Annotated in this window: 14 protein-coding genes and 5 pseudogenes; 10 read left to right on the forward strand and 9 right to left on the reverse strand. The window is 59.6% G+C overall.

What is annotated here, in order from left to right; all coding sequences use genetic code 11:
- Nucleotides 1–264: 264 nt before the first annotated feature.
- Together HYH07_RS14730 and HYH07_RS36305 are read right to left on the reverse strand one after the other, a co-directional pair.
- Nucleotides 265–573 carry a hypothetical protein gene (locus HYH07_RS14730; RefSeq protein ID WP_228749548.1) on the reverse strand — a complete coding sequence of 103 codons (309 nt, stop codon included), beginning with the start codon at nucleotides 571–573 and terminating at the stop codon, nucleotides 265–267.
- 269 nt (nucleotides 574–842) lie between these two features.
- Nucleotides 843–1,133: a hypothetical protein gene (locus HYH07_RS36305; protein WP_228749549.1), complete on the reverse strand. Its 291-nt coding sequence runs from the start codon at nucleotides 1,131–1,133 to the stop codon at nucleotides 843–845.
- 790 nt (nucleotides 1,134–1,923) lie between these two features.
- On the opposite strand from HYH07_RS36305, the gene HYH07_RS14740 reads away from it, so the two are divergent.
- Both HYH07_RS14740 and HYH07_RS14745 read left to right on the forward strand, forming a co-directional pair.
- Nucleotides 1,924–2,151 (forward strand): transcriptional regulator, encoded by a 228-nt coding sequence (locus HYH07_RS14740; RefSeq protein ID WP_220003155.1) that lies wholly within the window; start codon nucleotides 1,924–1,926, stop codon nucleotides 2,149–2,151.
- Between the two features lie 387 nt (nucleotides 2,152–2,538).
- Nucleotides 2,539–2,964, forward strand: coding sequence for a hypothetical protein (locus tag HYH07_RS14745; protein WP_220003156.1), 426 nt, complete (start codon nucleotides 2,539–2,541; stop codon nucleotides 2,962–2,964).
- A gap of 259 nt (nucleotides 2,965–3,223) precedes the next feature.
- Here the strand turns inward: HYH07_RS14745 and HYH07_RS14750 are convergent, their stop codons facing one another.
- The gene (locus HYH07_RS14750) at nucleotides 3,224–4,147 is read right to left on the reverse strand and encodes a Ku protein (RefSeq protein ID WP_220003157.1); all 924 of its coding nucleotides are present in this window, start codon (nucleotides 4,145–4,147) and stop codon (nucleotides 3,224–3,226) included.
- Between the two features lie 345 nt (nucleotides 4,148–4,492).
- Here HYH07_RS14750 and HYH07_RS14755 point away from each other — a divergent pair, with 345 nt between their 5' ends.
- From HYH07_RS14755 to HYH07_RS14765, 3 genes and pseudogenes are all read left to right on the forward strand, one after another.
- The gene (locus HYH07_RS14755) at nucleotides 4,493–5,653 is read left to right on the forward strand and encodes a GSU2403 family nucleotidyltransferase fold protein (protein WP_220003158.1); all 1,161 of its coding nucleotides are present in this window, start codon (nucleotides 4,493–4,495) and stop codon (nucleotides 5,651–5,653) included.
- A 242-nt stretch (nucleotides 5,654–5,895) separates the two neighbouring features.
- Nucleotides 5,896–6,210, forward strand: a pseudogene (locus tag HYH07_RS14760) (zincin-like metallopeptidase domain-containing protein); the annotation flags it as partial.
- 17 nt (nucleotides 6,211–6,227) lie between these two features.
- Nucleotides 6,228–7,779: pseudogene (locus HYH07_RS14765) on the forward strand (ISL3 family transposase).
- Nucleotides 7,780–8,597: 818 nt separating this feature from the next.
- On the opposite strand, the gene HYH07_RS14770 reads toward HYH07_RS14765, so the two are convergent.
- Together HYH07_RS14770 and HYH07_RS14775 are read right to left on the reverse strand one after the other, a co-directional pair.
- Nucleotides 8,598–8,981 carry a response regulator gene (locus HYH07_RS14770; RefSeq protein ID WP_220003159.1) on the reverse strand — a complete coding sequence of 128 codons (384 nt, stop codon included), beginning with the start codon at nucleotides 8,979–8,981 and terminating at the stop codon, nucleotides 8,598–8,600.
- 190 nt (nucleotides 8,982–9,171) lie between these two features.
- Nucleotides 9,172–9,543, reverse strand: coding sequence for a hypothetical protein (locus tag HYH07_RS14775; protein WP_220003160.1), 372 nt, complete (start codon nucleotides 9,541–9,543; stop codon nucleotides 9,172–9,174).
- 299 nt (nucleotides 9,544–9,842) lie between these two features.
- On the opposite strand from HYH07_RS14775, the pseudogene HYH07_RS36310 reads away from it, so the two are divergent.
- A pseudogene (locus HYH07_RS36310) lies at nucleotides 9,843–9,986 on the forward strand (integrase); the annotation flags it as partial.
- Between the two features lie 144 nt (nucleotides 9,987–10,130).
- Here the strand turns inward: HYH07_RS36310 and HYH07_RS14780 are convergent.
- Together HYH07_RS14780 and HYH07_RS14785 are read right to left on the reverse strand one after the other, a co-directional pair.
- Nucleotides 10,131–10,469: a hypothetical protein gene (locus HYH07_RS14780; RefSeq protein ID WP_220003332.1), complete on the reverse strand. Its 339-nt coding sequence runs from the start codon at nucleotides 10,467–10,469 to the stop codon at nucleotides 10,131–10,133.
- A gap of 10 nt (nucleotides 10,470–10,479) precedes the next feature.
- Nucleotides 10,480–10,617: a hypothetical protein gene (locus HYH07_RS14785; RefSeq protein WP_220003333.1), complete on the reverse strand. Its 138-nt coding sequence runs from the start codon at nucleotides 10,615–10,617 to the stop codon at nucleotides 10,480–10,482.
- A 225-nt stretch (nucleotides 10,618–10,842) separates the two neighbouring features.
- On the opposite strand from HYH07_RS14785, the gene HYH07_RS14790 reads away from it, so the two are divergent.
- From HYH07_RS14790 to HYH07_RS14800, 3 genes and pseudogenes are all read left to right on the forward strand, one after another.
- Entirely contained in the window at nucleotides 10,843–11,103 is a 261-nt protein-coding gene (locus tag HYH07_RS14790; RefSeq protein ID WP_220003161.1) for a hypothetical protein, read from the forward strand.
- Nucleotides 11,100–11,395: pseudogene (locus HYH07_RS14795) on the forward strand (hypothetical protein). The gene HYH07_RS14790 and the pseudogene HYH07_RS14795 overlap by 4 nt, the downstream one beginning before the upstream one ends.
- A gap of 27 nt (nucleotides 11,396–11,422) precedes the next feature.
- Nucleotides 11,423–11,644: a DUF1488 family protein gene (locus HYH07_RS14800; protein WP_220003162.1), complete on the forward strand. Its 222-nt coding sequence runs from the start codon at nucleotides 11,423–11,425 to the stop codon at nucleotides 11,642–11,644.
- A gap of 1,452 nt (nucleotides 11,645–13,096) precedes the next feature.
- Here the strand turns inward: HYH07_RS14800 and HYH07_RS14805 are convergent.
- The gene (locus tag HYH07_RS14805; protein WP_228749551.1) at nucleotides 13,097–13,369 is read right to left on the reverse strand and encodes a type VI secretion protein; all 273 of its coding nucleotides are present in this window, start codon (nucleotides 13,367–13,369) and stop codon (nucleotides 13,097–13,099) included.
- Nucleotides 13,370–13,875: 506 nt separating this feature from the next.
- Nucleotides 13,876–14,068 (reverse strand): annotated as a pseudogene (locus tag HYH07_RS14810) (hypothetical protein); the annotation flags it as partial.
- 42 nt (nucleotides 14,069–14,110) lie between these two features.
- Between HYH07_RS14810 and HYH07_RS14815 the strand changes: the two are divergent.
- Entirely contained in the window at nucleotides 14,111–14,329 is a 219-nt protein-coding gene (locus HYH07_RS14815) for a hypothetical protein (RefSeq protein WP_220003163.1), read from the forward strand.
- The last annotated feature ends 441 nt before the right edge of the window (nucleotides 14,330–14,770 follow it).

The raw sequence follows: 14,770 nt of genomic DNA on the forward strand, positions 1-14,770 counted from the left end.
GAAGCGACTGCTGTTGGTCGGTGCGGTCGGTAAGATCTGGCGTGGCTAAAAAAAACGTCGCGCTCGCGACGCGCGCTGTCACCGCGATCCGATCGTGTCCTCCATCAGGTGGCTACTCCGGCATCCGATAACAACCTTTGCGCGTTCATAAAGACGGGCGTGCCTTCATCAATGTTCGTTGCCGTTCGCGTCATTCTTGTGCTTGTGCAGAAATCGCGCGATCTGCCCACGAAGCTCCGCCGTCTCCAGCAACTTGCCGACCGATCAAGCAGTGTCGAAGATCTCCCGCTGCAACGTCGTCGGCAGAGCGTTCCATTGCATGATGACAGCCGCGCCAAGACACCGCAGAACGCGTTCCTCTTCGCTTGCAAGGGCCGCGCCGCGAGATTGGTCCGGGCCTATGACATGAACTGCGTCGTGGTAGTCGTCCGCCAGTCTCTGCTCGTTATCAGCAAGCGAGACGAGGCGGTCCTGCAGTTCCTGAAGTTTGCGGCCTTCATCCAGATCGGTCGAACCCTTGACCCGTTCGCCGTATTTGGCCGCTTCTGCACGATATTGTTTAGACTTGAACATGTCCGGCCTTTCATAGGCGCAGCCATCCATTACGATCAAACTCGATAGTCGACCAGAACAGACACGGCGGCGTTGCCGCAAAATCCGAGTTGCTGTTGCAAAGCGGCAGCGACGCGTCGACAGCGCGCTCCTCGACTAAGGTCGCCGTCTCTTTGTCCAGCTGCCTTTCCGCACAACATTCACGCCGATCATCCCGCAACGTTTTCTTTCTGCCGAGGCGAAAACCGTCTGCCCGCCGTTTGCTCTGGCGCGGCAGCACAGCTGTTCCCTCAGGCTTCGAGCTTGTCGAACTCGTCAGGCAGCAGGATCTGGCCTCGCGGCGTGCAGATCCGCACGTCCATATAGCCTTCCTGCAAGAGCTCCCGCGCCTTCTTCAAGGCGGCAGCCACCGTGTCGCGACTCAGATTGACGCGGCCGGCTCCATTGTGGCCGCCAACCAGGTATTGCATTCGTGTTGCGCTATCCACGCGGGACAACCGCTGCAAATACCAGGAGCACAGGAACAGCAGGAAGATCACCGGCGACACGATCCAGTCGGCTGCCAAACGAGATCGAGACATCCACGCTCCTCTTCCTTTCTTTCGGCGGGAGCGTTCGTTACCCTCAGTCACCGGTGAAAGCCGCAGGATGGGCGGTGATGAGCAACTCTACGCTTACGTCCTGGGAATAGCGAGCGCTAAAACGTCGAGGAACAGCAGCGAGATCGAATTTGCAGGGCTCTCCGCCTCGGAGTGCCGGGCGATGCTTCTTGCACAAAGCGACGAGGTCATCGAGTGATGCGAGTCGTTGGCTCGAATTCGAAGTCCGGAGCAGCTTCCACGAACGTCCCGAATGGCGATTGAGGTTCGCTCCACAACCAAGCAACTGTTCTGCGCCTCCCTGATCTATCGAAATAGGGACCCCACAGCATTGAGGCTGCCTCCGTTGGCGGTCGTCGCCCTCGCCGTACCCGCAGAGTTGAATTGAATCGTTCACTCCCATGAGGCGACGACGAAACAAAGTCAGACTTCTCAGCCGGCACGTGCTATGAGCCATGAAGAGATTGTTCGTGGCGCTGATCGTTGCAGGGTCGCCACCACAGCCCAGACGATCAACCCGTCGACTGCTCCGGAAGAGGAGCCTTCCTTGCGCGAATTAGGCCGCCCGCGCCGAACAGAAGGCGGATGATGCCGGTGGCCCTAGAGAACGCTGCTGGGACTGAGGCACCAATGGGCGCGACATTGAGATACGCCCGTGAAACCATCGGACGGGTTTGCAAAGCCCTAAGCGGGCGCCTTCCTGCCCTCAACCGAGCGCCTAATGAGGTCCGCTAACCGTTCCAAGCCGTATGTCGAGGCCGGAGACCATAGGATGAGTGACGATCGGGAACTTCATCGCGCTGCCAAAGCGAACCGAGAGCGCCTTGCGGTCGCGCATCGCGAGGTGGTCTTGCAAGAAGAGGCAAAAAATGCCGTTGATATTCGCGAAAACATGGCGCGCCTCAAGAAACTGAGATTGGCCAAGGAAGCACAAGAGACTCGAACGCAAATCTCCAAAGCAAACCAGCGCCCGGCGCCTAGGCCGGGACGATCCAGATAAAGCTGATTCAGTTAGCGGGACTTCCTGTTCAGTTTCGCCTTTCGCCGCCTAGCGGATCGTCGTCGCAATGGGGGCAGACGTAGCGCTCCCCGCCTCTGATGGCCTCGTCGCGCACAAGCTTCATCGTCCGCCCGCAGTGAGGACACGGCTTCCGGATTTGGTGCTGCAGCGACATCTGGCTTCCCCCGCCGCGCTTAGCCTATTCCCGAACGCGGCGCGGACACAAGCGAGCTCTTAAGCGAACCGCGCCACCCAATCAAATCCTGCTTCGGTGATGTTTGGGGTGGCCATGGGAGAGTTCTACAGCGGCTTCGCAAACGGGCGCGCGATCAAAGAGCGGCTCCGTTCACACGAAGACGGCTGCTCGAGAGCGCTATTGAACTGCAAATGAGTGGCAGTCAGGCCGACGTGGATAGGTTTTGCGATGCCACGCTCGAAGTCAAGATATCCAGGCCCTCGGGTCGACCGGCGATGATTGCGACCGTGATGCCGCTTGGGGTGGAGAATTCCGAGCGGCTGCTTTCGCCGCTCTCCCGTGCGATCATGTTCGTTAAGAAGCCCGACGAGAAACCGCGCCTTGATCCGACGATGCTAACGAATATTTTTGGCCTTTCGCCTCGGCAGGCGGCCTTGACGGCATTGCTTGCGGAAGGTGCTACACTCATTCAGGCTGCAACAGCCCTCGGCATAGGCTTTGAGACAGCTCGCTGGCATCTGCGCACGATATTCGAGCAAACCGGCACGCATCGACAGGTCGATCTCGTCAGGCTCGTACTGCAGATGACCGCGGTGTCGGCCTCACCTAAAGGTTAATCGGCGAGCAGCGAGCGACCGAGCGGGTCGGTCGTGCCGCCGATCGAGAAGGCACCACGCATTCGCGAGAGTAAGCTCATCGAAAAGCCCCCAGCCGGATCAACAAGCTAGGGGGCGGCGTGTCGAACGACACGTAAGGGTGGCACTGCCCTGCCAGGGAAGTGAGAGCTTGGTGATTTTCGGAACAACGGTTGCGCTGAATCGCCTCGGATTCGCCCGGATGTCCTACACCATCATACCTTGACGCGCCGAACGCCCGCTAAGCCGACTTCCGCTGGGGCTTGGCCGCCGGCTTCTTCGCTGCCGCCTCCTGGGGCTTCTTGCCCTCGATCGGCATCAGCATCTCCTTCTGACCAGGCGAGGCCTTCTTCGCCTTCTTGGCGGACTTGCCAGCCTTTGCCGGCGCAGCTTCCTTGCCGACCGATCGGCGCAGCGCCTCCATCAGATCGACGACGTTGGTCGCCGCTGGCTTGGACTTCGGCGTAATGGCCTTGCCGGCCCGCTTCTGGTTGATGAGGTCGATCAGCGCGGTCTCGTAGTGGTCCTCGAACTTCTCGGGGTCGAACCGTCCCGCCTTCTGGTTCACGATGTGCTTGGCGAGATCGAGCATGTCCTTCGTGACCTTCACGTCCTGGATCTCGTCGAAATACTCATGCTCGCTGCGCACCTCGTACGGATAGCGCAGCAGCGTGCCGACGAGCCCCTTGTCCATCGGCTCCAGCGCGATGATGTGCTCGCGGTTCGTCAGCACGACGCGCCCGATGGCGACCTTGTTCATCTCGCGGATGGTCTCGCGGATCACGGCGAAGGCGTCGTGCCCGACCTTGCCGTCCGGGCGGATGTAGTAGGGGCGGATCAGGTAGCGCGGGTCGATGTCGGCCTTGTCCACGAACTCGTCGATCTCGATAGTCCGCATCGACTCCAGCGCGATCTCCTCGAGCTCCTCCTTGGTCACCTCGATGAACTGGTCCTTCTCGAGCTGGTAGCCCTTGACGATGTCCTCGTTCGGCACCTCGTCGCCGGTGTCGGCGTCGACCTTGAGGTACTTGATCCGGTGACCGGTCTGCCGGTTGAGCTGGTTGAACGAGATCTTCTCGCTCTCCGAGGTGGCCGGATAGAGCGCGACCGGACAGGTGACCAGCGAGAGGCGGAGAAAGCCCTTCCGGTTGGCGCGCGGGGCCATGGTACGCAGAACTCCGGAGGGACGGTGCTGGACTCAAGACGAACGGCAGGCGGCAGTTCCGACAGTCCAGCCGCCGATCCCGGAGATTCGTCCCGCGCCGGCTGCCGCGCCATGCGAATTCGGGAGAGGGACGCTTGACTCTTTGGAACGAAACGGGAACATAGTCGCGTGAACGCCACTTCCGAGCAGGCCGCGTCGAGCCCTGACGGATCTTGAGGCGGCCACCTACCAGGCGTTTGGAATCATAAGAATTATACTATTTTTGCAAAGTTAGTATAATGAGGTGGAACCCTATGATTTTTATAGTTATACTACTTTCGAAAAAATAGTATAACGGAGTTCCTCATGGGAGCTGACGGGCTCGATATCGTCTTTCAGACGCTCTACTCAGAGTTGGTCCAGCGAAGCTTGGACGAGAGCTTCACATCAGAATTCTCCTCCGATGGGCGTTTCGTCGCCGTGGAGGTGAAAGGCAAAAAGTACTGGTACTTCGACACGCCCAAGCCGGACGGCGGCGGACAAGATCGACGTTATGTCGGTCCCGTGGATGATCTGGAAATCACCAAGAGGGTCGAGGCCTTCAAGGACCTAAAAGCGGATATGCGGGGACGACGCCGGATCGTCTCGACCTTGACGCGAGAAGCGCGGTTGCCTCGTCCTCCGAACACCACGGGCCGAGTGGTGGAAGAACTCGCGAGGGCCGGTTTCTTCCGGTTGAGGGGAGTCCTTGTCGGAACGGTCGCCTACCAATGCTACTCCGCCGTCCTGGGAAGACACCTAGACGCAGTCGCCATGCAGACGGCCGACGCAGACTTCGCACAATTCCACGAGATCTCGGTGGCCGTCGGCGATTCCTTACCGCCCATCATGGACGTTCTAAGGCGCATCGATCCGACGTTCCGTGAGATTCCCAGCCAGGCGGACGGACGGGTCTCCAGTCAATTCATTTCCCGAGAGCAATACAAGGTGGAGTTTCTGACGCCCAACCGGGGGTCGGACGATCTCGCCGGCAAACCAGTTCAGATGCCGGCCCTTGGAGGAGCGGGGGCCTTTCCGCTTCGCTTCCTCGACTTTCTGATCCGACAACCGATCCGCGCCGTTCTTCTGCACGGAGCCGGCGTGCCCGTGCTGATTCCCTCGCCGGAACGTTATGCGGTCCACAAGCTCATAGTTGGATCCCGGCGAATCGCAGACCGCGAAGTGACGGCGAAGAGCGCCAAGGATCGGTTGCAGGCCCGGTCAATCTTCGAAGCCATGATCGCCAACCGCCAGAATGCCGACCTAGCGTTCGCCTACACGGAAGCGTGGGGACGCGGCGACGCCTGGAAAGATGCGATCCGGAAGAGCATTGAGAGCTACGACGACGAATTCAAGGCTCTATTGCGCAAGGAGCTTGCGAAGGGCGTAATCGAATTAGGAGAGAATCCTTCCGATTACGATCTGAACAAAGAGCCGTCGTCGGATGATACCGTGGGCGAATCCGCCGTTCCCGGCAGCAAGAAGTAGCGTTGTCGAGGGGCACGCGTTGATGCTCCTCCCGAGAACGAGCGTGGTTGCGCTCGCGACACCGGTATCCGAGGGGACGGTACGCGTGGCTCGAGATCGAATGTTCGCGCTGCAAGACCAGGCGGGACGTCGCCTCCGCTGCTGCAAGTGCGCCAAGGCGAATCGCCGCCCGCCAGCGACGCTGCCACAGTTGGCGCAGCGCCCTCGCCAGGCCGCTGCGGAGACCTGACGAGATGTGCAACGTGCATTGGACGTCACCAAAGCATCGCTGCGACCGTGATTTGGGTAAGCGCTTTGGAGATCACGCGTACGCGCGCGAAGAACTCGTCGCTGAAATCGGGGCTGCGTTCCTCTGCTCTGATCTTGGCATTGCGCTGGAGCCGAGACTAGACCATGCCTGCTATCTCGCCAGCTGGTTAGCTGTGCTCAAATCCGACAAGCGGGCGATCTTCACCGCCGCTGCCTTTGCGCAGAAAGCAGTCGATTGGTGTCAATCGGCGTTCAAATTTGGCTCTGACTCACTTTTGATGCAGTTCGGAGGATGTCTGGCGCTTTGATTGGGAGAATCAGCGCCATGCAGCAAGCACTCCACCGCTCCAGTCTGGTACCGCGTGGGTTTGTTGTAGAGAGTGCGTGCTACGAGGGTGATAAGGCCGTCATCACTGTCCGGCCATCCGGAAGTTTTGGCTTGTGTCCATCATGTGGGACAGTTTCGCGGCGGATCCATAGCCGGTATCGGCGCCGCGTGACCGATCTGCCGCTTTCCGGGCGGGTCGTTGAGCTCCTGGTGATCGCCCGCCGCTTCCGCTGCGAGGCCGTCCTGTGCGGACGCCAGATCTTCACTGAGCGTTTCTCCGACGGGATATTGGCTCCATCAGCGCGACGCACGGCGAGGCTGGACTCTATCGTCCATCACCTTGGTCTGGCGCTTGGCGGCCGGCCGGCAGCAGGCTTCGCAAAACGGCTGATGTTGCCGGTGAGCAAGGACACACTTCTGCGCGTGGTCCGACGCCGTCACCGTCCGCCGGCTGACCAGCTCAAGGTTATCGGCATCGATGATTGGGCCTGGCGTCGCAATCACCGATACGCCAGCATCGTCTGCAACCTGGAAAGGCGCCGGGTAGTCACCCTGCTGCCGGATCGTGAGCCCGCGACCGCCCAAGCCTGGCTGGCTGCGCATCCCACGATCGCGATCATCGCCCGCGATCGTGGCGGCGGATATGGCGAAGCGGCGGCCAAAGCCTTGCCCCACGCGGTGCAGGTCGCCGACCGCTGGCATCTGATGGAGAACGCCAGTCGGGCCTTCCTTGACGCCGTCCGCGATGCGCCAGATTCGCATCGTCATCGGCGCGACCACAATTGATCCCAAGCTGCTAACAGCCGCCGAGCGCCTCCAGTATGAGGGCTATCTGCGCCGCGAGGAGGCCAATGAAGCCATCCTGGCTCTGTCGAAGAGCGGCATACCCATCAAGCAGATCGTGCGCCAGACTGGCCATAGCAGGAAGCTGGTACGGCAGGTGATCCGCGGCGAACGCACCGATGTCTTCCGGACCCGACAAAGCTCTTTGGATCTGCATTTGCCATGGCTGGACGATCAGTGGGCCGCTGGCTGTCGCAATGGGGCCGAACTTTGGCGCCGCTTAACGGCGCGTGGCTTCCGCGGCTCGCTCCGCGTCGTCAGCGAGTGGGCGACCCGCAGACGACGGGCCGAAAAGGCCGACGCAAAAAACCTTCAGCGGATTCCGTCGGCCAGAACAATCGCGCGCCTCATGACCATCGGTCGGGACCTGCTCACGAAAGCGGAGACCGTCACGGTCGCGGCGATCGAAGCTGGCGTACCAGCCCTGATCGAGGCACGCGAGATCATCGCCGAATTCCACCTGATGATCCGGCGCAAGACCGAGGCGGGCCTCATGCCATGGATCGAGCGCGCCCGCGCCAGTCTCGTCGCCTCGTTCGCCAGCGGCGTCGCGAAAGATGAAGCAGCGGTTCGAGCAGCAATTACTTTGCCCTGGTCCAACGGACAGACTGAAGGTCAGATCACGCGCCTCAAGCTCGTCAGACGTCAAATGTACGGTCGCGGGAAAATCGATCTGCTTCAAGCCAGATTGATCGGCGCAGAATAATCGGAGCTGCACCAAAATTGCGTCAGAGCCAATATTGCAAGCCGAATGACACCCGGTGCTGGGCGAGAGCGCAATCGGTCTCTCAGTCACCAATAGAAGCCACCTGTCGGACGGTGATGCGACATTCGACACCTGTTTCGGGAGGAAGTCTAGAGGACTTGAACGGGACACTGTCGCTTCGCAAGCAATTTTCGCTCGTCAGCGCCGGTGGGCCTCAATTAGGCCCGCGACATCGAAGTTCACGCCCACCCACTCGCGGAGAAAACAAACGGTAGCACGGCAGCGAATTGACTCGCGATTGAGACCAATCAGGCGCACACTTTCATTATCACCGGTCCGCGCCCAGGCATTACTGGTGACCGAGAGCATCGTGCTCCCGCCTGTTTCGGAGGGGGAGCCCTATGCCCAAATCTCAAGACCGTTTATCCGACGTTGCGCCCATCGCATTGCAGCGCCCCGGCTGTCCGATCTGCAAATCTTCGATGATGCTTATCAGCATTGAGTCAGAACGTCCCGGCGTCGACTTACATCGCTTTCAGTGTGCCCTGTGCAATCACTTACTAACGATCCTTGCCGCTTCCGAAGACACTATGCATTCCAAGGCGGGCCGGTGCCTTCAAGGCGATTTGCATCCGCCGAAGTAGGGCGCATGCCACATCCTCGATATGGAATGGCTGCAAGACGGCGCGTGCGAATGCTACGAGACGGTGAAGCGTTGCTCCGCGAGACTGTTGGGTTCCGGCAAAGCATGCCCTGCTGCGCAGGAGAGACAGAGCAGTACTGGAAGCAACCCTTCAATGGAATTGGTCCAGGGAGGATCAACCTCCCGCTCTCACTTCGTATACCGCGGTCGTCAGCTCCGTGGCCGAATATGGCTTCATCAAATAAACCCCTCCCTTCGGGAGGTCGTCCTGGTGGAGCCTCATTCTGCCGGACGTGACGATGATCTTTAGCAGAGGCCACCGCTGGCTCACCAAGTGGGCAAGCCGAACTCCGTCGATTGCCCCCGGCATCTGTACGTCAGTGAATATGATGCGGACATCTGCCCGCTGTTCCAAAGTCGTGAGCGCCTCCCCAGCGTCCGAGGCCTCAAGAACACTGTAGCCAGAATCTTGGAGCACTATCATCGTGCTCCAGCGCAACAGCTCGTCATCCTCAACGACAAGCACGACTGGCCATTTGCTGGCGTCTTCGAGTTGCATCCGGTCCGGCTTCCCTATCCGTTTGCCAGATTGTGCGCGGGCCGGCTTTCCGCGCGAGCCGCGCGGCCCAGCTAGAGCCTATTGGTCTGCTCCACGACGAAATGAATCGAGCCGGTGTCACTCCTATTCGTCAAGCGCGCACTCTGATCCCGAGTGAGGCGATCCACGACCAAGCCTGCGGGTGCGCCCGTCAAGTCTTTGTCGCTGTCTTGGCAATCTCTGTTTCGATCCCTGTGGCACATGCCTTGGCGAACGAGTAATCCATGCTGGTGGACGCCACATCTTTCACGAATTCGCTGACGATGTTTCCCCTTGAATAGGGGCTGGCCGCCTTGAACTTGGCCAGAGCGCCGTCGGCGGCTGTGAACTGCGCGACACAAAGCGGTACCAGAACGGACATTCTGCCATCGCTCTCCGCCGTGGCGCGCATGATCCTGGCGGTTTCCCCAGTGACCCAACCTCCCCAGATAAATCCAATGGCCATCGTCGCCACCGCCCCGAGAGCGATACCTTGAAGCACGCGCGTCCGTGCCTCGCCAAGCAAGATTGCAGGAAGTTTCATGAAGGTCGCCTTTCTTGAGCGCACACAGATGCGCGCTTGCGCCGCTGGCGCACCGTAGGGGAATAATTCTTATGATTGCGCCTTCCGATGGCACGGGAGCTGCTGCTACGAGGTCTGGCGGCGACTTCGGAGGTCGCTGCTTAATGGGCAGCTTCAAGGTGAGCATCTGCTAACCTGTAGGCGAAACGCTATACCGCTAACCTGGTCGTGTAAAGGGCTCTGTGTTCTAAGCCGCGCTAGGTGTCCAAGTTGCCTCTTGCGTCGAGACTGCGATGGCTAAGGTGCGCGACTCCCACCTGTTCGGGACGGATTCCCTCCGCCGGACCAAGGCGACCTTGATCTATCGCCGAACCGGCAACCTGTGAGCATTACAGCGTCTTCTGGGGCACACAAAAATCGAGTGTACCGTTCGCTATCTCAGCATCGAGGTCGACGATGCCTTGGCGGGTAGCAGAACAGGTAGGCATCCGACTGAAAGGTAGACGGACGCGCTCTGCTCTGCCCTCGCAGACGGTTTCGGGCAAGAAGATGTTAGAAGCCCCGGCTGAGATTGCCGGTTCGCAGCCGCCCGTACGAGGAGACCTCCGTTATTTCTTCTTTGCCGGCCCGAAATCCGGCTGCCAAGCGGCCTCCTTGCGGCTTGGCGCCGCAGCGATCACCTTGGTCTTCTCCTTCTTCGGTTTCTTGGCTTCGCGATTGCCGCGTTGCTCTCCCTTGGCCATGTAGGTCTCCTCTTGAGGTTTGTCTTGGGGTTTGAGTTCGTCCAGTTCGTCAGATTGTAGCACGCGGCCGCGCGGCGTGCAGACGCGCACGTCCATGTAACCGTCGCGCAGCAGTTTTCGCGCCAGCCTCAGCGCGAGGGTCGGGCTGCCCCGGCCGTGATTGGCGCAGCCATATTCGTTCGTTCCGGTGACGAGGTAGGGCACGCGGATCGGCCTAGCCATGGAACAGCGCAGCCGCCGCGACGAGCAGCAGAAGGAACAAGGGAACGATGACGGGCGGAACGATCCATTCCGAGGCACGAAAACGCGGCATCGCATGCTCCTGCACGAGCACGACGAAGTCGTGCTTCAATGACTGGCTTCTCGGCGGGAGCGCACGTGACCCTCAGTCACCGGTCGATGCCGTGGCGGAACATGCGGTGATGCGGATGAGCCTACGCCTGCATCAAGGAGATAGCGAGGACTAAAACGCCGCGCGCCCGATGGCCTCGATAGTGCTGGCTATTGCCGTGTTCAGAGCGCATGGTCGTGATCGCCGGTGTCGGTTAGGGCGGCTATCGCAGGAAGGCAGGCGCGCATGACCATCCGTTCGCGGCGGGAAACCGTCACATTCAGGCATCCGTTCCACATCCGCGGCATCGCGCGGGAATTGCCGGCGGGCCCCTATGAGGTCGTCACCGACGAAGAGATGATCGATGGGTTGTCGTTTGCGGTCTGGCGCCGTGTCGCCACCATGATTACGGTGCCGTCCGAAGCGGTGCGGGGTGCGACAGAGGTGCGCTCGATTGGTTCGGTCGACCTCGCGGACGCCCAACGCGCCGATGTGAAGCGCCGATGACCGACATCCCGGTCGAGCTCGACAAGCACCGCGGCATGGCCGCGCAGAAGGCCACCGACCTGCGCCGCGCGCTGGCCGAGGTCGAGAACAATGTCAGGGAGCTGCGCGAACGCGAGGCCGATCTCGAAAACCGCCTGATGACGTGCCGGCGACCTCATGGCCTGAGGCGGCGGTGAAGGCGCGCTATCTGCTCAACCTTTACGTTGCGAGCCTCCCCGCCGAGGACACGCGCCACCGCGCCCTGGTATCGGCGCTGTTCGACGATTTCCGCCGGCTCGGCGAGGAGTGCTGAGGCGACTAAAGCATATTGGAGCAGGCTATGACATTGACCAGCGGCTGCTTTATCGGTCACGAGTATGACCGGATGATCGTACGGTTCTCGATGCACGACGGTGACAAGGAGATTCCTTGCGCGATAACGACCTCTGCGATGGACTATCTTGAGCGCGGCCCGCAAGTCCGGCCCGAGCAGCGGGAAGCCCAGTTCATCCGCCTCGGCAGGGCTGCAACAAGGCACACTTATGTATGCGAGCTGCCTTGACGCCTAAGGGTAGCCTTGTCGGCTTCCAGCAATTCGATGGCGCATCGGATCATTGCCAGGCTAAGGGTGTCCATCCCAGTTGATATCAACACGCGAAGATGTTCAATCTGGTTGTCTAGCTGGTCGCACTTATTGCACATGTGCATCCCACCACTTCGGGCGGGAGCAACAAGCTCTCGGTCACCGATAGTGCCCAGGGATTCGGAAAGGTGATTAAGCTTAAAGCCGATCTTCGAGCGGCGTTCCTAAAAAGGCCATATGTCACCATCGGCCGCGAGATGACGCATCCAATGGCTTACGACCTCAAAGCAAAAACGCCGCCCGCTTAAATCAAGCGCAGGCGGCGGCTTACCAGCCCCGGGAGGGTGAGAGTAAAATCCCGATAAAGGTTTGTCTCCACTTGGCATGCTGAAGTTCAATACGTCGGTCAAGAACAAGACTAAAATTCAGGTGGGCGGCTGTAGTCCCGGTGAGGACAACCAGTTGTTAATCTCCCCGGCAACATCGATCTGCCGGGCTTTTCGCAGAAGCTCCGTGCGGCGGACACCAGCAGGCATCCCGTTGGCCTGTAGGCGGAGATTGATCGCCTCTTGCGCGAGGCGGTATTCGAATGTCAGGGATTGTACTGGAGACCGTCTAGCCGGCATGTCTAATGCTCCGCTGCGGGGTTGAGCGGGAGCGCAGCTTGCGTCCACATCACCGATAGATGCTGAGGACCGCTCGATGGTAATGAGACAGTGCGCCGCTATGCGCCGAATAGCGAGCGCTTTGTTCGTATCCTGGGCGGTAACTTTTGCGATTGCTGTAGCTGATCGATGGTCTGTAACGGTACAACCCGGGAGCAACTCTCTTGCAATTCTCCGCCGCCTGGTTGCGAGCTTTTGCGACCCGCACTTGCGCCCTGCGACGCCGGCCTCGAGAGGCAACAACCCGATTTGTTTTGAAGCCAGAGCTGCAAACCGAGCGTCTCTATTGGCGTTGCTGATCTCTGATCGTTTGGCTGATTGATCGTTCGGCCGCGCTGATAGCTTCCGCCCGATTGAAGGCAATTCCGGTTCGGGGTGAGCGACCTTCTCGCTCAAACGACCACTTCCAACCGGGCGGATTTATCGTCTGGACCACAGTGTATTTGATGCCCTGATGTTCCATGCGCCATTCATGACTTTTCGGGCTGAGCAACCGTCGGCGGCGACAAACCTCGGTCATTCAGCATTGTCTGGGGTCTTCTTCGAACGATCTACTCGGACCTCCTTGAATTCCGCTGGCCCGTCAAGCAGGCGCTGCTTTCTGGCCGATTGGTCTCTTGAACTCGCGGAACGATCTGCCTTGCCATCCAAAGCCGTGCCAGCCAGGTGAAGGGCTCGCTTTCGTTGGCGACCCACTCGGCGATCTTTAGCATCGTTCGTCATGTTACAGGATCTCTTAATTGGCGCTCGTGTCCGGAAGCGAAACTCAGCAACCGCGGCAAATATTCTTGAGCTTCGCGGCGGTTCGGGCTTCTTCCGCAAGAAATGGATCCTTGTAGCCCGACGATGAGTCGATGCCGGCTTCCGTGGGCTTGCTGGCTTTTGGGGGAAATGCCGCATCGTAACAGGAGAGGCGCGCGCTGGTGCTTTCGATCGCACGGCAATTCGGCTCCGCGGCAAAAGCTGCTGGCGTGTATATGCCCAGTACCGATGCCAGCAAAAGCGCGGCGGTCCATGTGCCTGTTCGAACCATCCTCATGCTAGACACTCCACCGCTATTTGGTTTTACTCGCCCAAGTCGGAGTCTCGCCGGTCCAGGCCGGAAGCGCATCCCATTCGGACCAACGCATCCGGCGCTCCTCACCTCCGACCCTCACGAAAACAAAGGGCGCATCGTCCCGGCCAGTCTTCGAACCAACGAAGATTGCCGGAACCCCATACGCGTCCCTGATGATTGCCGTGTTTGCCATCTTGGGCTCCCGTTTGGCTTGAACAGGCTCAACGCCCCGATTGCAGTTCTGACGTAGGTAATTGAACGGATACCGCTATAAAATGGCCGTCATCGCAATCAGCAGTGAGGAAGGCCGGTACCAACAAAGGCGGTACGAGCCACTCTCGAATGTCGAATTTGTCGGAATTTGACATCTGACCGCCTTCTCTTGGGTTGAGGCGGGAGCGCAACGCTCTCAGTCACCGATAACAGCCAAGTAGCGTGCGGTGATGCGAACCGTGTAGCAGCCTTCTAAACAATTAGCGAGATCAATCTCAGCCCGTCTGGTATTCAATCGGTGCTTGCACAAGCTCGTCAGTCCAGACCTTGAAGCTGACGAGCGTGTTAGGTCCGAAAGTTTTGACAATCGGAACATCTGCCGCATCGCGGCCTTGAGCGATCAGGACGCGGCCAATTCGCGGAGTGTTGTTGTCGTGCGTCGAATGTGTACCAGCGGCACCTGACAAAGACGAAAGCCGCGTCATCACTGCTTGTTCTTGATCCGCGAACATGGCCGGCACTCCATATGCGTTCCTGATCGTTGCTTTGTTAGCCCTTGCGATCACCCTCCTGACGGGCTTGTTGCGCGACGAACTCTTGCTCTGCATTGTCGGCTATTTGTCAACTGTGTGCTCTTACTGGCAGCTCCAGAGATCGGATCATTTCCGCTTCGCGGGCGGAGGATTAATTTCCGCGATCCTGCGCAGGCAATCAGCCTCCGACTCGTGAGGACCGGACACAAACGTTCCACTGACTTTGGTCGAATACCATCCGGAAGCCACGCCGAGCCGAAGGGATTCTTCCAACTTGACGTGCCGCGGTGAGAGATTCTGCATATAAACTGCTTTCTGTTGCGAGCCCCGAAAAAGGGGCTCCTGTTGCTTGGCCACCAGCTCGCGCCAGCTCAGTTCTTCCCGACGAGCGGCGTGAGGTTCACAAGTGCCGAGGCGACCAGATTCCGATCGTACATACCGCGGTCAGCGCCAGGATTCGCGCAAGGTCGGGCACGTAGTGCGCCTTTGCCACGAGCCCGGGCCTTCATGATAACAACCGCGAGATCGACCAGAAAATCACGCATGAGACCCGCTCGCATCATCGCGTTGCGCATCCGCGAGCGATAGCGCGGACGCACAAAGGTAAGCCGTTGTTCGGCTTCGAAGGCACCGTGCG

The organism is Bradyrhizobium sp. BR 10261, from assembly GCF_019455395.1.
Taxonomy (GTDB): domain Bacteria; phylum Pseudomonadota; class Alphaproteobacteria; order Rhizobiales; family Xanthobacteraceae; genus Bradyrhizobium; species Bradyrhizobium manausense.